Here is a 22454-nt window from a genome sequence, read left to right on the forward strand (position 1 = left end):
CAAGAATCAGCCCCTCCGGCGTTTGAGGAGCGGGGGTCCGGGGGCGGAGCCCCCGAAGTTGCTGCAAGCTTTCGGGAAGGGGCGGGGCTGGGGAGAAAAACACCGCCGCAGGCACCGCCTCCCTCGTGGAAGGATGGCTGAATAGCCCCATTCACGTCATGACGAGGAGATGACCGCGTGCCTGGTACCAATCTCACCCGCGAAGAGGCGCAGGAGCGGGCGCGCCTGCTTGCCGTGGACTCCTACGAGATCGATCTCGATCTCAGCGGCGCGCAGGAGGGCGGCACCTACCGCTCCGTGACCACCGTGCGCTTCGACAGCGCCGAGTCCGGGGCCACCACCTTCATCGACCTGGTCGCGCCCACCGTGCACGAGGTCGTGCTCAACGGCACCGCGCTCGACCCGGCGGCCGTCTTCGCGGACTCCCGGATCGCGCTCGCGGACCTGCTCGCGGGCCGGAACGAGCTGCGGGTGGTCGCGGACTGCGCGTACACCAATACCGGTGAGGGCCTGCACCGCTTCGTCGACCCCGTCGACGACCAGGCGTATCTCTATACGCAGTTCGAGGTGCCCGACGCCCGCCGGGTCTTCGCCTCGTTCGAGCAGCCGGACCTGAAGGCCACCTTCCAGTTCACCGTGAAGGCGCCCTCCGGCTGGACCGTGATCTCCAACTCGCCGACCCCGGAGCCCACGGATGACGTCTGGGTCTTCGAGCCGACGCCGCGGATCTCGACGTACATCACCGCCCTGATCGTCGGGCCGTACCACAGCGTGCACAGCAGCTACGAGGGGCCGGACGGGCAGTCCGTGCCGCTCGGGATCTACTGCCGCCCCTCGCTCGCCGAGTTCCTCGACGCCGACGCGATCTTCGACGTGACCCGGCAGGGCTTCGCCTGGTTCCAGGAGAAGTTCGACTACGCGTACCCGTTCGCGAAGTACGACCAGCTCTTCGTGCCCGAGTTCAACGCCGGGGCGATGGAGAACGCGGGCGCCGTCACCATCCGCGACCAGTACGTCTTCCGCTCGAAGGTCACCGACGCCGCGTACGAGACCCGCGCCGAGACCATCCTGCACGAGCTCGCCCACATGTGGTTCGGCGACCTCGTCACCATGGAGTGGTGGAACGACCTGTGGCTGAACGAGTCGTTCGCCACCTTCACGTCCATCGCCTGCCAGGCGTACGCGCCCGAGTCCCGCTGGCCGCACTCGTGGACCACGTTCGCCAACTCCATGAAGACCTGGGCGTACCGGCAGGACCAGCTGCCGTCCACGCACCCGATCATGGCCGAAATCCGTGACCTCGATGACGTTCTCGTGAATTTCGACGGCATCACCTACGCCAAGGGCGCCAGCGTCCTCAAGCAGCTCGTGGCGTACGTCGGGATGGACGAGTTCTTCCGCGGCGTGCAGGCGTACTTCAAGCGGCACGCGTACGGGAACACCCGGCTCACCGACCTGCTCGGCGCCCTGGAGGAGACCAGCGGCCGGGACCTGGCCACCTGGTCGAAGCTGTGGCTGGAGACCGCGGGCATCAACATCCTGCGGCCGACCGTCGACACCGACGCCAACGGCGTCATCACGTCCTTCGCCGTACGGCAGGAGGCCCCCGCCCTGCCCACGGGCGCCAAGGGCGAGCCGGTGCTCCGGCCGCACCGGATCGCTATCGGCCTGTACGACCTCGATGACACCACCGGCAAGCTGATGCGCAGCGAGCGCATCGAGCTGGACGTCGAAGGGGACCTGACCGTGGTGCCCCAGCTGGTCGGGCGGCACCGGCCCGCGGTGATCCTGCTCAACGACGACGACCTGTCGTACGCGAAGGTCCGCCTCGACCCGCACTCGCTCCGGTTCGTCACGCAGCACCTCGGCGACTTCGAGGCCTCGCTGCCGCGCGCCCTGTGCTGGGCCTCGGCCTGGGACCAGACCCGCGACGGCGAGCTCGCCACCCGCGACTACCTGAAGCTGGTCCTCTCCGGCATCGGCAAGGAGTCGGACATCGGCGTCGTGCAGTCGCTGCACCGGCAGGTGAAGCTGGCGCTCGACCTGTACGCGGCGCCGGAGTGGCGTGAGACGGGGCTCGCCCGCTGGACCGAGGCGGCCCTGAAGCACCTGCGCTCCGCCGAGCCGGGCAGCGACCATCAGCTGGCCTGGGCCCGCGCGTTCGCGGCCACGGCGCGCACGGAGGAGCAACTCGACCTGCTTGCCGCGCTGTTGGACGGCTCGGAGACGATCGAGGGCCTGGTCGTCGACACCGAGCTGCGCTGGGCGTTCCTGCAGCGGCTCGCCGCCACCGGGCGGGCCGGTGAGGCGGAGATCGCCGCCGAGGCCGAGCGGGACAAGACGGCGGCCGGTGAGCGGCACGCGGCCACCGCGCGGGCGGCCCGGCCCACCCCGGAGGCCAAGGCGGAGGCCTGGGCCTCGGTCGTGGAGTCCGACAAGCTGCCGAACGCCGTGCAGGAGGCCGTGATCGGCGGCTTCGTCCAGACCGACCAGCGGGAGCTGCTCGCCCCGTACACGGAGAAGTTCTTCGCGGCGGTCAAGGACGTGTGGGAGTCCCGCTCGCACGAGATGGCGCAGCAGATCGCCGTCGGCCTGTACCCGGTGCTCCAGGTCGAGCGGGCCACGCTGGAGACCACCGACGCGTGGCTGGCCACCGCGGAGCCCAACGCGGCGCTGCGCAGGCTGATTTCGGAGTCCCGTTCCGGTGTGGAGCGGGCGCTCAAGGCGCAGGCGGCGGACGCCGCGGCGGCCTGACGTTTCGACGGTTCCGGTGTCGGGGCGCGCGTGTCGTGACATACGCGCCCCGGTACCGGAATGCCACCGTACGGATTACGCCATGGACTTGACCTGACGTCAGCCTCAGTACTCCGAACGCGTTACGCTACCGAACTGTCCAGTGATCTTCGGTACGTACGGGAGTCGCAGTGCAGAGGGTTCGTACGGGGACACCCCCGGGAAGTCCCAAATCCCCCTTCCCGCTGTGGCTGTTGCCCCCGGTCGTGCTCGCCGCCGCGACCGTCGCGGCCACCTATCTCGTGGCCGGTTCGGCTCGGGTCGCTGTGGCCGCGACCGGTGCGGCGGCGGTGCTTCTGACCGGCGCGGCCTGCAATGTGGCGGCCCGCCGCGGCCGCCGGATAGCCGAGCTGAACGCGGCGGCCGAGGAGCGCGAGGAGGCGCTTGCCCGGCAGGAGGCGGAGACCGTCCGGCTCGCGGAGGTACTGCTTCCGGAGGCCGTGGACCGGTTGCGCCGGGGCGAGTTCCCCGAGGACGTACTTGCCTCCCTACATGCCCCCGACGCGCACCTGGCGGTGCTCCGCTCCGTGATCGACGCGGTGACCGCCGAGGAGGACCTGCGTGACTCGGCGCAGCGGGCGTTCGTCAATATCGCCCGTCGCGTGCAGGCGATCGTGCACCAACAGGCCCAGGAACTCCGGGACATGGAGGACCGGCACGGCCACGCCCCGGACGTCTTCGGCGATCTGCTCCAGATCGACCACGGCACCGCCCTGATCGGCCGGCTCGCCGACTCCATCGCCGTGCTCGGTGGCGCGCGCCCCGGCCGTCAGTGGTCGAAGGCGGTGCCGCTGTACTCGGTGATGCGTGGCGCGATGTCCCGGATCATCGACTACCAGCGCGTCGAGCTGCACTCGGTCACCGAGATCGCCGTCGTCGGCACCGCGGTCGAGCCGCTGATCCACGCGCTCGCGGAGCTGCTCGACAACGCGACCCGCTACTCGCCGCCGCAGACCAAGGTCCATCTGACCGCCGTGGACGTGCAGTCGGGGATCGCCATCGAGATCGAGGACGGCGGCGTCTCGATGAGCGAGGAGGCCCGCAGGCGCGCGGAGCGGATGCTCCAGCAGGCGCAGCAGGGCATCGACGTCAACGACCTGGGCGAGTCGCCGCGCCTGGGCCTCGCCGTGGTCGGGCGGCTGTCGCAGGCGTACGGCTTCCAGGTGTCGCTGCGTCCGTCGGCGTACGGGGGTGTGCGTGCCGTTCTCGTCGTGCCGCAGAACCTGATCACTACGGCGGCGAAGGCGACGGGGCTCGCGCATGGCATCGGCGCGTCGTCGGGGCCGCGCCCGGCGGTGGCGGCACCGGCGGCGCGGCAGGCTCCGGCTCCGGCTCCGGCGTCGTACGCGCAGAACCCGCAGAGCTACGCGCAGAACGCGGCACCGGCCCAGGCGCAGGCGCAGGCCCAGGCCCAGCCCCCGGCCGCCGCCCAGCCGCTCCCGGCCCAGGCGTCCGGGCACGTCCCCGCGCACGCGGCGGCCGAGGCGCCCGGCGACGTGCCCGCCCGGCAGCGTCCGTCCACCGGCCCCGTCAACCCGCTTCTGGAGGACGACGTTCCGGTGGTCACCGAGCGCACCGCGAACGGCCTTCCGCAGCGCCGCCGCAGGACCGCGGCGGCACCGCCCGCCGCACCCGCGGCACCGGCCGCTCCTGCCGCGGGCCGCGCCGAGCCGGAGCCCGCGCAGGAGCAGGTGCAGCCGGGCATGTGGCTGGCCGCGTTCCAGAGCGGCCTGTCCGGGGAGCCGGAGGCGCCCTCACGAACACAGCACGGCGGAGGGAACACCACCAGCGGGCCCGGCGTCGCCGAGCCCGCACAGGACAGCGACGCCTCCCCGGCGTCGACCAGCAAGGGGAACGAGCAGTGATGCAGCAGCAAGCCGGGAGTGCCTCCACGCCGTACAACGGGACAAACTCCGGGACAAACATGGACTGGATGCTGAAGGACCTCGCCGAGGGCGTCCCGCAGACCCGGCAGGTGGTGGTGCTCTCCGCCGACGGCCTGCGCATGGCCCAGTACGGCGGTGACACCGACGCCGCCGACCGGCTCGCCGCGGCCTGCGCGGGCCTGCAGAGCCTCGCCGGGGCCGTGGCGGCCGAACTCCCGCACAGCGAGGGCCGGATGCGGCTCGTCGTGATCGAGATGGACGGCGGCTTCTTCTACCTGATGGCCGCGGGCGCGGGCGCGTTCCTCGCCGTACTGGCCGACGAGGGTGTGGACGCGGGCCTGATGGGCCAGCGGATGCGGGACCTCGTACTGCGCATCGGAGAGCACCTCAGCAGCCCGCCCCGGCAGGACGCGGCGGGCTTCTGAGGTGGCACGAAGCCGACCCGACGGACCCGCACCGGACTGGGACGAGGACGGGCCCGAGCGGCTCTATGTCATCACCGGCGGCCGCAGCGGAGCGTCCGCGTCGGCCTCGCTCGACCTGGTCACCCTGATCGTCGCCAAGTCGGGGCCCAGGCCGGGGATGCAGCCGGAGCAGGCGGCGATCGTACGGATCTGCCACCGGCCGCTCTCCGTCGCGGAGATCTCCGCCCACCTGGGCCTGCCGGTCAGCGTCGTCACCGTCCTTCTCAGCGATCTGATCGCCGAGAAGCGGGTGCTTACGCGGCCGCCCGTACCGCCCGCCCAACTCCCCGACATCGCGTTGATTGAGGCAGTGATCGATGGACTACAGAAGCTCTGAGGGCCCCGGCTCCATGGTCACCGCCGGGCCGCGGAGCGAGGACATGCTGCCGCAGACGGCGGCCGCCGCGGTCAAGGTGGTGGTCGTCGGCGGCTTCGGCGTCGGCAAGACCACCCTGGTCGGCTCGGTGAGCGAGATCCGCCCGCTGACGACCGAGGAGACCATGACCCAGGCCGGCGTCGGCGTCGACGACACGGAGGGCGTGGAACGCAAGTCCACCACCACGGTGGCCATGGACTTCGGCCGCATCAGCATCAACGAAGAGCTGGTCCTGTACCTCTTCGGCACCCCCGGCCAGGAGCGCTTCTGGTTCCTGTGGCGCGGCCTCTTCGAGGGCGCACTCGGCGCGGTGGTCCTGGTGGACACCCGCCGCCTGGAGGTCAGCTTCGACGTGATCGGCCGCCTGGAGGAGCGCGGCGTCCCCTTCGTCGTCGCCGTCAACTCCTTCCCGGAGGCCCCTCATCACCCCATCGAGGAACTCCGCACCGCGCTCGACCTGCCGGAGACGGTACCGATCGTGGAGTGCGACGCCCGGATGCGGGCGTCATCACGAGACGTCCTGATGACACTGATGCGCTATCTGCAGAACCTCGCCGCGACTTCGGAGGCATCGTGAGCACCCCTTCTCCCTCGTCTTCGTCCGACGCTGCGACGCCTCCCCCGGGCTGCCCGGCGCACGGTCTCGGCCCGGAGGAGGTGCGGCGCCTCTACGGGCCGGAGGCGGAGACCGACCCCCGCGGCCTCTACGAAAGGCTGCGGGCCGAACACGGCTCTGTCGCACCGGTATTGCTGCCCGGCGACCTGCCCGCGTGGCTGGTACTCGGACACCGCGAGAACCTCGACGTCGCCCGTACGCCCTCGCGGTTCTCCCGCGACTCACGGCGCTGGCGGGACTGGCGCGAGGGCAGGGTGTCCGCCGACCATCCGCTGGCTCCGGTCGCCGCCTGGCAGCCCAGTTGCATCTTCGCTGACGGCGCGGAACACCAGCGGCTGCGCGGCGCGGTCACCGAGTCCCTGGAGCGCATCGACCGGCGCGGTGTGCGCCGCTATGTCACGCGCTTCGCGAACCAGCTGATCGACCACTTCGCCGAGCGTGGCCACGCCGACCTGGTCCAGGACTTTGCCGAGCAACTGCCGATGCTCGTGATGACCCAGCTGGTCGGCATGCCCGACAAGTACGGGCCGCGGATCGTCGAGGCGGCCCGGGACATGCTGAAGGGCACCGATACGGCGGTCCAGAGCAACGAATACATCACTCAGTCGCTGCGCCAACTCCTCACACTCAAGCGCGAGAAGCCGGGCCGTGACTTCACGTCGTGGCTCCTGGAACACGAAACGGCCCTCACCGACGACGAGATCGTCGAGCACGCGCGGCTCGTACTCATCGCCGCCTTCGAGACGACCGCCAACCTGATCGCCAACACCTTGCGCATAGTCCTCACCGACCGGCGCTTCCGTGCGAGCCTGTCGGGTGGTCACATGACGCTGCCGGACGCCCTGGAGCAGGTGCTGTGGGACGATCCCCCGCTCACCACTGTCATGGGACGGTGGGCCACCGGCGACACCGAGCTGGGCGGGCAGAGGATCAAGGAGGGCGACGCCCTGCTGCTCGGCCTCGCGGCCGGGAACGTCGACCCCGAGATCCGGCCCGACCTGGCCACCCCGGTACACGGCAACCGTTCCCACCTCGCCTTCAGTGGCGGCCAGCACGAGTGCCCGGGCCAGGACATCGGGCGCGCCATCGCCGACACCGGCATCGACGCCCTGCTCGCCCGTCTGCCCGACCTGGAACTCGCGGTGCCGGAAAGCGAGTTGCCGCGCGCGGCGTCCATGATGTCCCACCCGCTGGTGGCACTCCCGGTGACCTTCACACCGCGTGGCACGGAGACCACGAGTTCCGTGTCCGCACCGCGGCAGCTGGCGACGCCCCTTCCGGAGGAATCGACGTCATCCCCGGCGGTGGCCACGCCAACGCCGCCGCGCACCGCCCGCAGGTCGTGGTGGTCACGGCTGTTCCGCTAGGTCCTGTCGTCACACTCCCCGTCACCCGCCCGCCCGCGAGGCCGGCGGGCGGGTGACGACAGGGGCTCACCCCACCCGGGCCACCACCCGCATCGGCACGTGGTCAGGGTGAGCCATCGCCGACGCCGCGGCTCGTGGTTCGTGGCCCGGCAGCGGGCGAAGGTGCCAGCGGCGCAGAATCGTCGCCAGTGCGATCGTCGCCTCCGTCCAGGCGAAGGCGTCCCCGATGCACTTGCGGTTACCCGAGCCGAACGGCACGAACTCCTCGCGTCCGAGCCCCGCGCGCCGTTCCGGCAGCCACCGGTCGGGGTCGAAGGCGTCCGCGTCGGCATATATACCTGGGTCGCGGTGGAGCGCGTACAGGCTGAAGGCGATCTCGGTTCCGGCCGGTACCACGACCCCTCCGAGCTCCACCTCATCGATGGTGCGGCGCATCAGCAGCGTGACGCCGTAGAGGCGGATCACTTCGTCGAGTACCCGCCGGATGGCCGGGAGCCGCGGGACGTCCTCGATGGTGACCGGACGGTCGCCCACCACCTCGTCGATCTCGGCGATCACCTGCTTTTCCACGTCGGGGTGGCGGGCCAGCTCGTGGAAGGCCCACGACAAAGTGGACGCCGTCGTCTCAGTACCGGCGAACAGGATGGTGACGAGCTCGTCGCGCACCTCTTCATCGGTCAGTGCCTCACCCGTGTCCGCGTCGCGGGCGTCGAGCAGCACGGACAGCAGGTCGGCCCGGCCCGTGGCACCGGAGCGGCGGGTACCGGCGATGACCTCGTCGATGACACCGCGCATGCTCGCCGACGCGGCGTCGAAGTCACGGTTGGGCTTGATCGGTAGCCGGTCCAGGAGCTTGGGGGATGCTGCCCGTATCAGCATGTTCTTGAGAATGATCGGAAGGTCGCGGCGTACGGCCTCGACGGCGGGGCGCCCGATGTCGGTGGAGAACATCGTCTCGGCCAGGGTCTCGATGGTGTACTGACCCATCACCTGCTCAAGGGCGAGCTCCTGACCGTCGACCCACGACTCGGCGAGCGCCATGGCGCGGCTGCTCATCACGTCGGCGTACCCGGAGATGCGCTCCTTGTGGAACATGGGCTGCATGAGTCGCCGGTGCCTGCGGTGAATCTCACCGCTCGCGGTCGCGAGCCCCTCTCCCACCAGCGGGCGGACCCGGTCGTAGAGCCTGCCCTTCTCGAAGCTACGAGCCTTCTTGACGGTGATCTCATGGACCAGCTCGGCAGTGGTGGCGACATACATGGGCAGGGTGCCCAGGTCGACGCGCACCAACTCCCCCGTGTTCCGTAGGCCCTTGAGGAAACCGAGTGGATCGCGCCAGAGCTTCAGGACGTGACCGAGAACGGGCAGTGCACCGGGTGCGCGGGGCAGTGATCGCAAGTCAGCTGACACAGGGAGAGTCCTTTACGGCCGGAAACCAGCGGGGACAGGGGCGGAGTGGCGTGGTACGAGATCCCACCACCACGACACCGCCGGAATGTCGAGCGGCCGCAGGCCGGAGTCGACCGGGGTGTCCCGGAATCCCGAGGGCATGTCGGCCGGGTCGTCCGGGGTGGTGTACCGCACCGAGGTGATGCCCCAGTCCTGGGCGCCGCGGATGAAGCTGCCCAGGCTGTCGAGGTACTGACGCAACTGCGGGCTGCCGTCGGCACTCAGCCGCGCGGACAGCCGCAGGAACAGGGTCGTCACCCGGTCCCGCTGGGAGATCGCCAGGTCGAGCGCGGCCTCCGAGTCGAGGCCGCGCTCGCGCTCCAGGACGCGCAGCGCGTTGAGGTAGAAGCCGTCGGTGCGCGCTTCCTTGTGGTACGAGAAGATGTCGTTGTCCCACGTGATGATGAACGACGCCATCTCGGCCGCGGCCCGCACCGCGGCGCGGTCCCTTTCGTGGGGCTGCAGTTCGTAGCCGTACCCCATCTCCAGCATGGGCAGGACGACGGAGGTGGCGCCGTCGTAGAGCCGCATCAGGGTGTAGTCGTTGAGGTCGGGCACGGTGCCCGCGTTGCGGTGGTGGGCCTCCCACACCACGGAGAAGAAGTACTCGCGCAGGGCATCCACCCAGCGCGCGGCCTGCCCCGCGGTGCCGTAGCGGTCGACGCGGCGGCGCAGGTCCCGCAGGCCGTCGGCGAGCGGGTCGTCGAGGAGCATGGGCACCTCGGGGTTCTGGGCGACCCGAAGGAGACGCGACAGATAGCCGGACAACTCCCCCGGGCGGTATCCCAGTTCGCCTTCCTCACAGTGGCCGTCGTCCACGCCGAAGAGCCAGAGGACGAAATCCGAGAGCAGCGAGACGACCTCTTCGCGGCCCTCGGGAAGTATTCGTGCCGAGAATCCGCCTATGTCATGGGAGACGAGTCTGCCGCGCAGCTCGTCGGAGCCGATGCGGAACGTTTCTGCCCATGCGGCGGTGCGCCGGTCGATGACCAGGTGCCGGGGATGGATCGCTGCGGCGAAGGGCGAATAGATGGGCGGAACGGCCAGCTGGGACCCCACTGGGAATCACTCCCGTCGCGGGGCGTGACCCACGCCCCATAGTGAACAAGGCGCTCCGCATCGTAGCCGCTGTTGAAAATGGAAGTTACGGCCTGTGTGAAGCATCACTTACCGGCTGTTAGCGGTTTGAACGGGCGAGGTACGGGTTCTGTCAGGACGTCAAAGCCGCGTATCGCTCGCGCAGTTCCGCCACCCCGCGCGCGGTGAGCGCCCCATGCACCCGAAGCCGGGCTATCCCACCGTCCGGATAGATGTTCAGGCGTACGCGGGTCGCGGTGGCCGGGGTCGGGAGCTTGATGCGGTGCAGGGTGTCGGGTTCGAGCGGGGTGCGCGGCAGGATCTCGAACCAGTCACCGTCGTCCCCGCTCTCGCCGTCCCCGGCGTTGCCGTCCTGGCCCTCCAGGGACACCCAACCCGCCGCGTTCCCCTTGTAGTACGCGGTGTCGATCTCCACGGCGCGGATCTCGCCCTGGCCCGCGAGCCGCAGCCGTACCCAGTCGTGGCCGTGGTCGCGGCGGCGCCGGGTCTCCCAGCCGTCCTCCATCTTGCGGGAGAGGTCGGGCAGGACGATGTTGCCGGGCGCCGAGAAGAAGCGGTCCGAAGCGTCTTCCACGACACCGCCGTTGAGGACGGAGGCGAGGTCGACGGTGCCGAGCAGGTCCAGCCACTCGGGGTCGGGCACGACCTCGCCGTGCACCCGGAAGCGGGCGATCCCGCCGTCGGGGTGCTGGCACAGGCGTACGTGGGTGTAGCGGCGCTCGGCGGCGGGGCCGGTGACCTCGAAGCCGTTGGCGGCGTGGCCGTACACCCGGGTCGGGGGCACGAGGTCGTCCCACTTCACCTCGTCGGCGAGGAGTTCCTCGGGGGTGGGGGTGCCGGGGAACGCGGCGGCCTGGATGCTTACGCGCTGCGGGTAGTTGCCACGGAAGTGCGCCGTGTCGACGACGACGCCGCGGATCACGCCGGGCGTGCCGAGGCGGATGACGGCCCAGTCGTGGTCTCCGGGCGCGGGAAACGGGTTCGCGGCGCCGGACCCCCGACGGCGCCGGGTCTCCCAGCCGTCCATGACCTTGCCCTTGTGCCCGAAGTGCTCGGGGTCGAAGACGGCCGGGTGGCGCAGGAGCAGGTTCTCGCGCTCGGCGAAGAACTCGTCGTTCGCGGCGACGACGGCGCCGCCGAAGCGCCGGTCGGCGAGGTCGACCAGGTCCGTGAAGCCGAAGTCGCCGGAGCCGATGCCAGAGCCGGTGCGGTAGTCGGCGTACGGGTCGCCGCCCGCGTAAGGAGATGCGTCATAGGTCGAGGTCATGCCTGCAGCTTGGTACGGAACAAACAGTCACGTCCATCGAAACTTTTTGAAGCAATTGTTAAGCTCACTTGATGAATTCCATGGCGTATCTGGAGCTGTACAGGAAGTCATCCGCGGACATCGAGGCAGAGCGTGATGCCACTCTTGAACGGCTCGGCCCGTCGGCGCCTGAGGTCAGGCGCGCGGTTTCCGAACTGCTGCGGTCCCGGCGGTTCAAGTACCCGCTCGCGGTGCTACCCATGATCGTCCACGCCGTCGAGACCGGCGATCCCGCACCGGCCGTCCCGCTGGCTGTCGTCCACGACCTGTGGTGGACGTCGGCGTGCTACCTGGACGACGCGGCCGACGGCCAGGCAGCGGTCGGCGCCGGTGACCTCGGCGAGAGCGAAGCGCTGCTCGCGACCGCCATCAGCGGAAACTCGTTACCCCTGCTCGTGGTTCGGTCGCAGCGGATCCCGCGCTCGGCACGCGACGCGCTGACGGCCGAGCTCGTGAACTGCTGGATCGCCGCCACCGAGGGCCAATTGGCGGACCTCGGCGCAGACACGGGTACCGCCACCCGGAGCGCCGTGGTCGCGGCCTACCGCGGCAAATCCGGCGCCCCGTTCAGCATGGTCACGGCCATGGGTGCGGAATTGGCCGGTGCCGAGAAGCACCGGGTGGAGACCTGGCGCGAGTTCGGGAACGTATTCGGCGTCCTGTGGCAGGTATTCAACGACCAGGACGACATTGTGACCGGCCGCCACGAAGACTTCCGGAACGGCACCGTGACCTATCTGCTCGCGTGCGCCCTCGAAGACGTGGCACCCCGGACCAGGCAACACATCCTGGACCTGCACGCCACCGCGGCGCGTTCCCGGCGGGCCAGGGCTGAGCTCACCGAGGTTCTCCTTTCGCCCGCCGTTCTCGGCCGGTACGAGGAGGACATCAGCGGGTTCCGCGGGGAGGCGTACCGCCTGCTCGACGAACTGGGCGGCGACGCGGCCCATCTGTCGATGCTCCACGAGCTCGTGGACCTGGCGTCCCAGGTGCTCCTCCGGACGGTTACGACGTCCGAGGGAGCGGCTTCGAGCTGAGCAAAGCGCTACCGTCCAGGCATGCCGATCCGGGAAAGCCTGACCGTGGAACGCCACCTCGACGTCCTGCGCGACGCCGGGAGCGAGCTGGCCGCGGCCGCCGAGAAGGCCGGCCTCGACGCGCCCGTGCCGAGCTGTCCCGGCTGGACGGTACGCGACCTCCTCGAGCACACCGGCGGCGTACACCGCTGGGCCGCCGCCTACGTCACCGGCCGCCGCACCGAACCGTTCCCGCGAGCGGAGGTCGACGAGCTCATCGCGCCGCCGAGCGCCGGGACCTCGCCGGTGACCTGGTACCGCGACCGCCACACCGCCCTGGTCGAAGCCCTCGCCACCGCCGACCCGGAGCTGAAGTGCTGGGCGTTCCTGCCCGCGTCCTCCCCGCTCGCCTTCTGGGCCCGACGCCAGGCCCACGAGACCACGGTGCACCGGGTCGACGCCCAACTCGCGGCCGGGCAGCGCCCGTCGGTCGCCACCGACGTGGCCGTGTGCGGCCTGGACGAACTCCTCGGCGGCTTCTGGTCCCGCCCGGACCGCGCGGCCCGGCTCCTCGGCCCGACCCCGCGCACGCTCGCGCTGCGGGCGACGGATGCGGAGGCTTCCTGGCGGATCCAGTTCGGTACGGAGGACCTGGTCGTGGTGCGGCACGACAACGGTGATCCGGTGGACTGCCGCCTGAGCGGTCCGGCCGAGGCGCTGTACCTGCTGCTCTGGAATCGGACCGGTACGTCCGGCCTCGACGTCGACGGCGACGCTACGCTCCTCGACCTGTGGCAGGACAAGGCCCAGGTCCGCTGGGGCTGAGCCCGAACTCGCACCACACGATCTTCCCGGGGTTCCGCTCCCCGACGCCCCACTTGTCCGCGAACGCCGCGACGAGCAGCAGCCCCCGCCCGTCCTCGGCATCCGGTCGCCGGACCGGGAGTCGTACGTCGCCGTCGCCGCTGTCGTGCACTTCGACGCGCAGGACTCCGTCGGTGTGCAGCGCGAGATGCAGCCGGAAGCCGCGGCCGGGCGGTACGCCGTGCACCAGCGCGTTGGTCGCGAGCTCGCTCACGCAGAGCAGTACGTCGTCGCTGCGGGCGTCGGCGCCCCAGTCGGCCAGCGCGCGATGGGTGAAGGTCCTGGCTTTGGGGATGGACCTGCGCTCGCGGCGGTAGAACGCCTCGCGGCGGAACGGGAGTTGGGGTTCTTTGTTCATGGGGCGACTGTCACTGTCGGTGACTAGTCTTGTGCAGTGCGTCGACTCGTACATCTCAGATGTACGACCTTTGTCGGGGCGGACGGAGGGTCCGCAGGGGAATGGGGGCAGGCATGAACGCATCGCAGAAGAAACTGCATTCGTGGCACGCACTGGGCGCGATGATCGCCAACTTCCGCCGGTTCGCCGGTGTGAAACAGGCGGAGCTGGCGCGGCAGCTGTGCATCAGCGAGGACAAGATGGCGTCGATCGAGCAGGGACGGCGGCCGCTGCACCTGGATCTCGCCATCCTGATCGACCAAGTCCTCGAAACGAAGAAGGCGTTGGAGACCTTCGTCTCCCGGATGCCGCAGAAGGAGAAGTTCCCGCTGCCGGTCCAGGAGTTGGTGGAGTACGAGCAGGAGGCGCGGATGATCCTGTGGTACGAGACGCAGAACGTGCCCGGGCTGCTGCAGACCGAGGACTACATGCGGGCGGTCTTCGCCAACCGCTATCCACCGGTCGCCGAGGACGAGGTGGACGAGTGGGTGGCCGCCCGGCTCGAACGACAGCAGATCTGGGAGCGGGACCGGCCGCCTTGGGCGCACTTCATCGTCGAAGAGGCTGCTCTGAAGAAGCAGTTCGGCGGGCAGGAGGCCTGGTGGGCCACGCTGCGCAGGATGCGCGAGGTCAGTGAACTCCAGTCCGTGGGCCTACAGATCATGCCGATGGACGTCATCCCGCACGCGGGCCTCGCCGGCCCGTTCATCCTCCTGGAGACGCACGAGAACGAGCGCCTGACGTATCTGGAGGTCCAGCGGCTCAGCGTGCAGATCGATGATCCGGAAGAGGTCAGCTTCTACCAGTCCAAGTATGGGATGCTGCAATCGCAGGCCCTGTCCCCTAGCTTCAGCGCCCAACTGCTGGACGGTCTTCTAGGAGAATCATGAAGCACTGGTTCAAGTCGAGCTACAGCAGCGACGAGGGCGGCGCGTGCGTCGAAGTGGCCTACGACTGGTACAAGTCCAGCTACAGCGCCGACGAAGGCGGCTCCTGCGTCGAGGTCGCCACCCACCCCTCCGCCATCCACATCCGCGACTCCAAGGACCCCGAGGGCCCGATACTCACCGTCTCCCCCGCCACCTGGGCGGCCTTCGTCTCGCTCAGCGGCAGGGGGTAAGCAGAACCGTGGGTGGGGGAATGGCGGAGTCGTACGTCGTACGGGTTGTGCCCGAGGCGGACGAGGATGCGGCCGAACTGGACGCGCTGGCCCAGCAGTTGCGGGCCGAGCTGCTCGAACTCGACGTGGACGGCGTCGAACCGCTGGCCGCCGCGGAGGACGTGCCGCCGCAGGCCAAGGGTGTCGGCACCACGATGGGTGCGCTGCTCGTCCGGTTCGGCATCACGCAGGGGGCGCGTGCCGTGGTGAACGCCGTGAAGCGGTGGGCCGCGCGCAGCGAGAGGTCGGTGGAGATCACCTTCGGTGAGGACACCCTGAAGGTGACGGGCATCAGCCCGGAGCGGCAGGAGCAGCTGATCGAGGTCTGGCTTGAGCGGCAGAACATCTCGTCCTGACCTGCCGGAGCTGCCTACCGGGCCACGGTCCGCGCTCGTCGTCACCGTTTCGTCGTACGCAGACGCCGGTCTCGCCCGGCTGCGGGCGCCTGCCCGGGATGCGGAGGCGCTGGCGGAGGTTCTGGGCTCCCCGGACATCGGCGGCTTCGACGTGCGCGGCCTGACCGACCCGACGGCGCAGGAGATACGCGGCGGGGTCGACGACTTCCTCGCCGGGCGCGGGACGGACGAGCTGCTGCTCGTGTACTTCTCCTGCCACGGGCTGCTGGATGCGCGCGGGCGCCTGTACTTCGCGGGCGCGGACACCCGGAAGGACCGGCTCGCGTCGTCCGGCGTCGAGGCCGGGTGGCTGCTGGAGCAACTGGACGAGTGCCGGGCGCGGCGCCAAGTGGTGGTCCTGGACTGTTGCTTCAGCGGGGCGTTCGCGCAGGGGGCGAAGGCGGACGACCAGGATGTGAACCTCGGGCACCGGCTCGTGGGCCATGGGCGCGGGCGGGCCGTGCTGACGGCCTCGCGGTCGCGGGAGTACTCGTTCGAGGGCGAGAGTCTGACGGGGGCGGCGGGCGCCCCGAGCGGTTCGGTGTTCACGACCGGGCTTGTCGACGGGTTGCGTACGGGTGCGGCCGACAGGGACGGCGACGGGTACATCTCGGTCGAGGACGCTTTCGACCATGCGGCGGCATACGTGGCGGAGCGGGGGGCGGAACAGACGCCGCAGCGTTGGGTCTACGGCGCCGAGGGCAGGATCTGGCTCGCCCGGACCGCCGTACCGGCCGCCGCGGAGCCCGACCTGCCGGAGGCCGTACGGGTGGCCCTGGACAGCCCGCTGCCCGCGGTCCGCATCGGCGGCGTGACCGTACTCGGCGAGTGGCTGTCCGACGGGGACATCGGGCGCGCCCGACTGGCCCAGCGGCACCTGAAGCGCATTGCCGGGAGCGACATCCCGACGGTCGCGCAGGCCGCACGCGCGCTGCTCCCTTCGCCAGTCGCCCCGCCGCCCGCGGAGACCAAATCGACGCCTGCGCCTTCGCCCGCGCCCGCGCCCGCGCCCGCGCCCGCGAAAGCCAAAACGGTGCCCTCGCCTCCGCCCGTGCCCGCTCGCTCGCGCGGGAAGGCCGGACCGGTGCCCCCGCCCCGGTCCGCTTCGACGCGCGCGAAGGCCGCCACAGTGCCGGGCCTGCTGCACGCCCTGCCGGTCTGGGAGACCTCCGGCAGCACCGCGCAGGAGCGGTGGCTCACCGCGATGGCCGTTCACCCCACGGCCCCGCTGGTCGCCACCGCGGTCGACGGCGGACAGCCACAGCTCTGGGCCCCGGTGGAGGGCCGCCTTCTGCACACCCTGCACGGCCATGACGATGCGGTCCGGGCACTGGCCTTGAGCCCGTACGGGAGCCTGCTTGCCACGTCGAGCTATGACGGCACCGTACGGCTCTGGGACACACAGAACGGACGGCACCTGAACACCCTGAGGAGCGAGCTGGGGCTGTTCTCCGAACGGCTCACCATCGCTCCGGACGGCCGGCTGCTCGCCACCGACGATCTCGACTGCACGGTTCAGGTATGGGAGTCGCCGACGGGTCGGCCGGTGCTCCGGGTCGACAAGGACACCCAAGGGCATAATCCGTTCGTCACGGCGCTGGCCTTCAGTCCCGGCGGTCACACACTGGCCGTGGGGACCGACGCGGGGGTTGTGCGGGTGCTGGACATCGGCTCGGGCAAGCAGTTGGTGCGGTCGAAGTGCCACGACGGCTGGGCGAACCATTTCGCGTTCAGTCCCGACGGCCGGTGGTTGGCCAGCGCCAGCAGCGCGAACAGCTCGGTCCTGCTCTGGGACACCCAGAAGTGGCGACGCAAGCCTCGACGCATCCAGGTCGACGAACTCGGCGCGGACCGCGTCGTGTTCAGCCCGGACGGAAGCCTCCTGGCCGTCGGTAATGGACTCGACGTACGTCTACTCCGTCCGGACACCGGTCAACATCTGGCCACGCTGGGTGAAGACCTCGGCAACGCCACCGATGTCTTCGACTTCAGCCACGACGGCGCGCGCTTGGCCGCGGTTGGCACCCTCGGCGAGGTGAGTGTCTGGGACACATGGACCGGGCGGCAGCTCCACCGTCTGACGGGCGGTCACGGGATCAAGGCCGGGCACGTCGGATTCACCCCGAACGACCGTCACCTCGTCACAGGAGGCGACGACGGCGTCTACGTCTGGCAGTTGCGCTGAGACGCCGCCGTCCGCAACGCCTCAAGGACCCGAGCCACCGCAGGCCCCTCCTCCGCACCCCGGCGCACCGCCGCCACCACGTGCCGTCTCGGCTGGTCGCCGGACAGGACGCACATCGCCACGCCCGCCCGCCGCACCGCCGCCATCCGCGGCACGAGCGCGATGCCCATGCCCGACTCGACCATGGCCATGATGGCTGTCCAGCCAGCGGCGCTGTGGGCCTGTTCCGGTACGAAGCCCGCAGCCTCGCACGCGGCGAGCGTGATCTCCGACCAAGGGCCGCTGCCGCCGAAGATCCATTGCTCTCCGGCCAGGTCCGCCAAGTGCAACTCCCCCTCCGCGGCACGGGGGTGGTCCACCGGCAGCGCTACGTCCAGGGGGTCGGCGAGCAGCGGGATCCGCGTGAATTTCGGGTCGCGGGCCGTGGGGGCGTGCGCGGCCAACGACAAGGCCAGGTCCACTTCGCCCGCCGAGAGCAGGTCGTACGACTCGGCCGCCTCCGCCTCCCGTACCCGGACCTCAAGGGCGGGTGCCGCGGCGCGAAGCTCCCGTACCGCCGGGACGACAAGCGCGGGGACCGCCGTCGAGAAGGCGCCGACCCGGACCTCGCCCGCCTCGCCCCGCGCATAGCCCGCCAACTCGGCGTCCGCCCGCTCCAGTTGGGCGAAGACCGCCTCCGCGTGCCGGAGGACGAGATGGGCCGCGTCCGTCAGGCGTACGCGGCGGCCGTGGGCCTCCAGGAGCGGTACGCCTACCTGTTTGCTCAGGTTCGACAGCTGCTGCGATACGGCCGAGGGGGTCATGAGCAGGGCCTCCGCGGTGGCCGTGACCGTGCCCCGGTCCCGCAGCGTGCGGAGGATCTGCAGCTTCTTGATGTCCCACTCGGTCATGTCAGCAACCTACTTGCCGCTTCCGGCGCGGCTCGCGCCCAGCACGACCCCGCCGAGGATCAGGGCCATGCACAGGACCTGGAACCAGCCCGTGGCCTCGCCGAGCACCGCGTACGAGAGCAGCGCGACGCAGACCGGCTGAAGGTAGTAGATGACCCCGGCGCGGGCGGCGCCGATCAGCGAGATGGCCTTGTTCCAGGCGAAGAAGGCGACCGCGGAGGACACCACGCCCACGTACAGGAGCGGCGAGACCGTGTCCACGGTCGGCGTGAAGCCGCCCTGGACGGCGACGCTCACCGCGTACACCGGAGCGAGCATCACCGCGCCGAGCAGGAACGACGTGAACAGGAAGGCCGGGCCGCCGATGTCCGCGGGCTTACGGCGAAGCAGCGCGCTGTACGACGCGAAGCACAGGGCCGCGGCCAGCATCCACAGGTCGCCCGCGGTGAAGTCCAGGGCGAGTGAGCCCTTGCTCACGAGCAGGAGTACGCCCGCGCAGGCGACGAGCAGGCCCGTGATGCGGCGGGCGCCGAGCCGGGTGCCGCCGAGGCGTTCGTAGGCCGCCATGACGACCGGCGAAGCGGCCATGATCATGCCCATGTTTCCGGCGGAGGTGGAGATGCCCGCCTGGTTGACCAGGGTGTTGTAGACCGTGACGCCGAGCAATGAAGCAAGGAGTACGAAGCCGAAGTGGCGGCGGATCGCGTGCCGCTCGCGCCAGGCGGCGCGGGCCGCGAACGGGGCGACGGCCACGAGGGCGACGATCCAGCGCCAGAACGCGTGCTGGATGGGCGGGACGGTCTCGGCCAGGGCACGGGCGGTGACGAAGCTGCCCGACCAGACGACCGTGGCGACGGTCGCGAACACGATTCCCAGTCCGGCGGCGGACGCGGTCCTGCGTCGCGGGGCGGCCGGGGGCTGGGGTGTCGGTGCTGTCGGTGCTGTCGTGGTGCTGCTGCGGACCTGGTCGAGGAGTGCCACTCACTATCCCTTCGGCGTCTCTTGATCACTTTCTTGATCGCTTTCGGGATCTACCGTCGCACTCCACCTTCACTCAGGTCTATCGAAAAGTTTCGATAATTCTCTTTAGGTGAACTGAACGATTAAGGCATGAAAAAGTCGAGCGGGGTCCGCGTGATGGCGGACCCCGCTCGACCGGAAAGCTAAAAGCTGCGGCGTCAGCCCTGCTGCTTCTGCTGCTTGCGGGACTTGTCGCCGACCATCACCAGACCGGCGATGACCAGGAACAGCACGATGGGGGCCACGACGTAGAGACCGAGGGTCTCGACCACGCTCAGGCCCGGGCCGGGGTCGTCGCCGTCGTCGGGCGTCAGCGCGAGCGCGGGGGACGACATGAGCAGCATCATCAGCGTCGTACCGGCTGCTACGGCGCCGGCGCGCAAGGCGTTCTTCTTGTCCACAGGGCCAACGTAGCGAATGCCCGTACCGCCCGCGCGGCCGGGGTGCCCGTACGGGACCGTCACGCCCGTAGGCCCTGCTGGCCCAGCGCCGTGGCCAGGGCATGCAGCCGGGGCGCGGCGGCGAGGTCCTCCAGGGTCACCGGGCGGCCGGTGGCGTCGGCGACGGGGAGCCGCCAGTTCGGGTACGCGTCGCAGGTGCCGGGGACGTTCTGCGGGCGGCGGTCGCCGACCGCGTCCGGGAGCCAGAGGCCGACCATGCGGGCCGGGGTGCGGAGCAGAAAGGCGTAGAAGGCGCGGATACGGGCCTGTTCGTCCGTGCTGCCCGGGGGCAGCAGGCCGAGCCGGGCGAGCGCGGCCAGCCACTCCCCGACCTCGGCGGCCTCGCCCGCCAGCGCCGTGGCGAGCGGGAAGCCGTCCCCCGAGCCCTCCGGGGCGGGCAGCAGGCCGAGGCGGTGCCGGAGCCGGACGTGTGCGCCGGTCAGCCGGGCCGCGGTGGGCGGCAGGTCGTGGGTGGTGACGGTGGCGAGGCAGTCGGGGCGCCAGTCCTCGGGCGGCAGCGGGCCGCCGTTGCCGTCCCAGTCGCGCTCGAACCAGAGGACCGAGGTGCCGAGCACGCCGCGCTCCCGCAGCGCCTCGCGCACGCCGGGCGCGACGGTGCCGAGGTCCTCGCCGATGACGGCGGCGCCCGCGCGGTGCGCCTCCAGGACGAGGATCGCGAGCATGGCGTCGGCGTCGTAGTGGACGTACGTGCCCTCGGTGGGCGGCCGTCCCTCCGGGATCCACCACAGCCGGAACAGCCCCATCACATGGTCGATCCGGAGCGCCCCGGCGTGCGCGAGCAGGCCACGCAGCAGATCGCGGAACGGGGCGTAGCCGACCGCCGCGAGCGCGTCCGGGCGCCAGGGCGGCAAACCCCAGTCCTGGCCACGGGAGTTGAAGGCGTCGGGCGGCGCGCCGACGGTCATGCCCGCGGCGTGGCAGGCCCGCTGCGCCCAGGCGTCGGCGCCACCCGGGTGCACGCCCACGGCCAGGTCGTGCACGAGCCCGATGCCCATACCGGCCTCGCGCGCGGCCCGGTCGGCGGCGGCGAGTTGGGTGTCGGTGAGCCAGGCGAGCCGGCAGTGGACGTCGATACGGTCGATCAGCTCGGCCGCGGCCCGCGCGATGGCCGGGGACGCCGGATCGGTCAACTCCTTGGGCCAGTCCCGCCAGTCGGGGCCGTGCCGTTCGGCGAGCGCGCGGTAGGTGGCGTGCGTCTCCAGGGCCGGGCCCTGGGCGGCGAGGAAGTCGCAGTAGGCGGCGCGGCGTCCGGGGCTGAGCGGGACGTCCAGGATCAGTTCGAGCGCCGCCGACTTGAGCGCCCACACCGCGTCCCGGTCGATCAGCGCACCCTCGCGGAGCACCGCTTCGCGCCGCCGCTCCGCCCGTTCGAGCAGGTCGGCGGCGCGCTTACGCGCGTCCGGGGAGAGATGGGCGTACTCCGGGATGTCCTCGATCCGCAGATGCACCGGGTCCGGGAAGCGGCGGGACGACGGGCGGTACGGGGACGGGTCGGTGGGCTCCCCGGGAGCCGCCTGCACGGCCGCGTGCAGCGGGTTGAGCTGGAGGAAGTCGACCCCGAGCGCCCGGCCCGACCAGGCCGCGAGATCGGCGAGGTCCCCGAGGTCACCCATGCCCCAGGAGCGGGTGGAGAGCAGCGAGTAGAGCTGCACGAGCAGCCCGTACGACCGGCCCGGCGGCGGCTCGGGCGCACGCGCCGGGGCGACGACGAGGTGCGCGTCGGCGGTACGTCCGTCGGGCGCTTCGGCGTGCAGGGCGTGGACGCCTAACGGGAGCGCGGGGACGGGGAGTTCGGCCTCGCCGCTCTCCGCGGTGCTCACGGTCGCGGTCACGGTCCCGCCCTCTTCGGTGGCGATACACAGCCGGGTGCCGGGCGGGAGTGCCGTGAGGGCCGGTGCGGGGGCGTCCGGCCACTGCACCACGGTGGGCGGCAGGAGCCGGTCGCGCAGCTCGGCCTCGCGGGCCGCGAGCGCGGCGCGCACCGCCTCCGGCGACGAGGCGTCCACGCCGAGCGCGGCGAGGGCCGCGACGACGGTGGGGGGCGGCGCCTGGACCGTGCGGTCGGGGGCGGGGTTGTAGGAGGTGGCGACGCCGTGGAGGGCGGCCAGCCGGTCAAGGGTCATCCGCGCGCCCCCGGAAGTCTTCTCGTACGAGTACGTCGAGAGGGGTCCAGCACATCGACGGGTTTAGCACACCGGCCGGTCCCGGCGGCACATCGACTCAGCCCGTCCGGCGTTCGAGGACGAGCCCCGCCCGTCTCCGGCGAAAGGGGCTCTGGGGGCGCAGCCCCCAGGTGCGGTCACCGAGCCGGCGGCACGGACATGTGATCCGTAAGACCTAGTGCGTCGAGGGGTCGAGTCCCGAGGCCGTGCCGGTGGCGGTCGGCTCGCTGGTCAGCGGGGCGGCGTCGGCGAGCGGGGGTTCGCTGGTCAGGGGCTCGGCGTCCGCCAGCGGGGGTTCGCTCGTCAAGGGAGGTTCCACACAGCAGGAGCAGGAGCCGAGCAGCCCGGAATCCGGGTCGGACACGAGGGAGAGGTCCGGCAGGCCGCGCGGCTCCGGGCGTTTGGAGAGCGCGTCGAGCAGGAGCTGTGCCGATGCGGCCACGAGGGCCTCCTTGAGGTGAGTGGCAGGGTCAGACAGCAGCCCTACCCAGGGAATCGGATCGCATGCAACCAACGTGTTTCGGCTCACAATTTGTTCCCGGCACGGAGG

Annotated in this window: 21 protein-coding genes; 12 read left to right on the forward strand and 9 right to left on the reverse strand. The window is 70.9% G+C overall.

Annotated elements, in window-relative coordinates:
• Positions 1–177: 177 nt before the first annotated feature.
• The 6 genes from pepN to ACWD10_RS13965 all read left to right on the forward strand — a co-directional run bounded on the left by pepN (position 178) and on the right by ACWD10_RS13965 (position 7502).
• Positions 178–2754 carry an aminopeptidase N gene (gene pepN, locus ACWD10_RS13940; RefSeq protein ID WP_451090418.1) on the forward strand — a complete coding sequence of 859 codons (2577 nt, stop codon included), beginning with the start codon at positions 178–180 and terminating at the stop codon, positions 2752–2754.
• 233 nt (positions 2755–2987) lie between these two features.
• Positions 2988–4658 carry a sensor histidine kinase gene (locus ACWD10_RS13945; RefSeq protein WP_451090420.1) on the forward strand — a complete coding sequence of 557 codons (1671 nt, stop codon included), beginning with the start codon at positions 2988–2990 and terminating at the stop codon, positions 4656–4658.
• Positions 4659–4717: 59 nt separating this feature from the next.
• The gene (locus tag ACWD10_RS13950; RefSeq protein ID WP_451090422.1) at positions 4718–5104 is read left to right on the forward strand and encodes a roadblock/LC7 domain-containing protein; all 387 of its coding nucleotides are present in this window, start codon (positions 4718–4720) and stop codon (positions 5102–5104) included.
• A gap of 1 nt (position 5105) precedes the next feature.
• Positions 5106–5480: a DUF742 domain-containing protein gene (locus ACWD10_RS13955; RefSeq protein ID WP_451090424.1), complete on the forward strand. Its 375-nt coding sequence runs from the start codon at positions 5106–5108 to the stop codon at positions 5478–5480.
• Positions 5461–6096 (forward strand): GTP-binding protein, encoded by a 636-nt coding sequence (locus ACWD10_RS13960; RefSeq protein WP_451090426.1) that lies wholly within the window; start codon positions 5461–5463, stop codon positions 6094–6096. Before ACWD10_RS13955 ends, ACWD10_RS13960 begins: the two co-directional genes overlap by 20 nt.
• Complete coding sequence (locus ACWD10_RS13965; RefSeq protein ID WP_451090428.1) at positions 6093–7502, forward strand: cytochrome P450; 1410 nt, start codon at positions 6093–6095, stop codon at positions 7500–7502. The genes ACWD10_RS13960 and ACWD10_RS13965 overlap by 4 nt, the downstream gene beginning before the upstream one ends.
• A gap of 66 nt (positions 7503–7568) precedes the next feature.
• Here the strand turns inward: ACWD10_RS13965 and ACWD10_RS13970 are convergent, their stop codons facing one another.
• The 3 genes from ACWD10_RS13970 to alc form a co-directional block, all read right to left on the reverse strand.
• Positions 7569–8912 carry a cytochrome P450 gene (locus tag ACWD10_RS13970; RefSeq protein WP_451090430.1) on the reverse strand — a complete coding sequence of 448 codons (1344 nt, stop codon included), beginning with the start codon at positions 8910–8912 and terminating at the stop codon, positions 7569–7571.
• Positions 8913–8924: 12 nt separating this feature from the next.
• Entirely contained in the window at positions 8925–10010 is a 1086-nt protein-coding gene (locus tag ACWD10_RS13975; RefSeq protein WP_451090432.1) for a selina-4(15),7(11)-diene synthase, read from the reverse strand.
• A 151-nt stretch (positions 10011–10161) separates the two neighbouring features.
• Positions 10162–11316 carry an allantoicase gene (alc, locus tag ACWD10_RS13980; RefSeq protein ID WP_451090434.1) on the reverse strand — a complete coding sequence of 385 codons (1155 nt, stop codon included), beginning with the start codon at positions 11314–11316 and terminating at the stop codon, positions 10162–10164.
• A 71-nt stretch (positions 11317–11387) separates the two neighbouring features.
• Here alc and ACWD10_RS13985 point away from each other — a divergent pair, with 71 nt between their 5' ends.
• On the forward strand, positions 11388–12392 hold the full coding sequence (locus tag ACWD10_RS13985) for a polyprenyl synthetase family protein (RefSeq protein ID WP_451090436.1): 1005 nt from the start codon (positions 11388–11390) through the stop codon (positions 12390–12392).
• Between the two features lie 21 nt (positions 12393–12413).
• Complete coding sequence (locus ACWD10_RS13990) at positions 12414–13196, forward strand: maleylpyruvate isomerase family mycothiol-dependent enzyme (protein WP_451090438.1); 783 nt, start codon at positions 12414–12416, stop codon at positions 13194–13196.
• Here the strand turns inward: ACWD10_RS13990 and ACWD10_RS13995 are convergent.
• On the reverse strand, positions 13147–13593 hold the full coding sequence (locus ACWD10_RS13995) for an ATP-binding protein (RefSeq protein WP_451090440.1): 447 nt from the start codon (positions 13591–13593) through the stop codon (positions 13147–13149). The genes ACWD10_RS13990 and ACWD10_RS13995 overlap by 50 nt on opposite strands.
• 113 nt (positions 13594–13706) lie before the next feature.
• Between ACWD10_RS13995 and ACWD10_RS14000 the strand changes: the two genes are divergently transcribed.
• Genes ACWD10_RS14000 through ACWD10_RS14015 form a run of 4 tightly spaced genes read left to right on the forward strand, consistent with a single transcriptional unit; the run spans position 13707 to position 17371 of the window.
• A complete protein-coding gene (locus ACWD10_RS14000) occupies positions 13707–14522 on the forward strand; it encodes a helix-turn-helix domain-containing protein (protein ID WP_451090442.1) in 816 nt (271 codons plus the stop codon).
• Complete coding sequence (locus ACWD10_RS14005; RefSeq protein ID WP_451090444.1) at positions 14519–14752, forward strand: DUF397 domain-containing protein; 234 nt, start codon at positions 14519–14521, stop codon at positions 14750–14752. The genes ACWD10_RS14000 and ACWD10_RS14005 overlap by 4 nt, the downstream gene beginning before the upstream one ends.
• Before the next feature lie 20 nt (positions 14753–14772).
• Positions 14773–15147, forward strand: coding sequence for a hypothetical protein (locus tag ACWD10_RS14010; RefSeq protein WP_451090446.1), 375 nt, complete (start codon positions 14773–14775; stop codon positions 15145–15147).
• On the forward strand, positions 15122–17371 hold the full coding sequence (locus tag ACWD10_RS14015; protein ID WP_451090448.1) for a caspase, EACC1-associated type: 2250 nt from the start codon (positions 15122–15124) through the stop codon (positions 17369–17371). The genes ACWD10_RS14010 and ACWD10_RS14015 overlap by 26 nt, the downstream gene beginning before the upstream one ends.
• Here ACWD10_RS14015 and ACWD10_RS14020 read toward each other — a convergent pair.
• The 5 genes from ACWD10_RS14020 to ACWD10_RS14040 form a co-directional block, all read right to left on the reverse strand.
• Positions 17350–18261 carry a LysR family transcriptional regulator gene (locus tag ACWD10_RS14020; RefSeq protein ID WP_451090450.1) on the reverse strand — a complete coding sequence of 304 codons (912 nt, stop codon included), beginning with the start codon at positions 18259–18261 and terminating at the stop codon, positions 17350–17352. The genes ACWD10_RS14015 and ACWD10_RS14020 overlap by 22 nt on opposite strands.
• 9 nt (positions 18262–18270) lie before the next feature.
• Complete coding sequence (locus ACWD10_RS14025) at positions 18271–19242, reverse strand: DMT family transporter (RefSeq protein ID WP_451090452.1); 972 nt, start codon at positions 19240–19242, stop codon at positions 18271–18273.
• 197 nt (positions 19243–19439) lie between these two features.
• Entirely contained in the window at positions 19440–19682 is a 243-nt protein-coding gene (locus tag ACWD10_RS14030; protein ID WP_451090454.1) for a hypothetical protein, read from the reverse strand.
• A gap of 59 nt (positions 19683–19741) precedes the next feature.
• Positions 19742–21865 carry a 4-alpha-glucanotransferase gene (malQ, locus tag ACWD10_RS14035; protein ID WP_451090456.1) on the reverse strand — a complete coding sequence of 708 codons (2124 nt, stop codon included), beginning with the start codon at positions 21863–21865 and terminating at the stop codon, positions 19742–19744.
• 214 nt (positions 21866–22079) lie between these two features.
• The gene (locus tag ACWD10_RS14040; RefSeq protein WP_451090458.1) at positions 22080–22346 is read right to left on the reverse strand and encodes a hypothetical protein; all 267 of its coding nucleotides are present in this window, start codon (positions 22344–22346) and stop codon (positions 22080–22082) included.
• Positions 22347–22454: the final 108 nt, after the last annotated feature.

It is taken from the genome of Streptomyces sp. NPDC002851, from assembly GCF_053591935.1.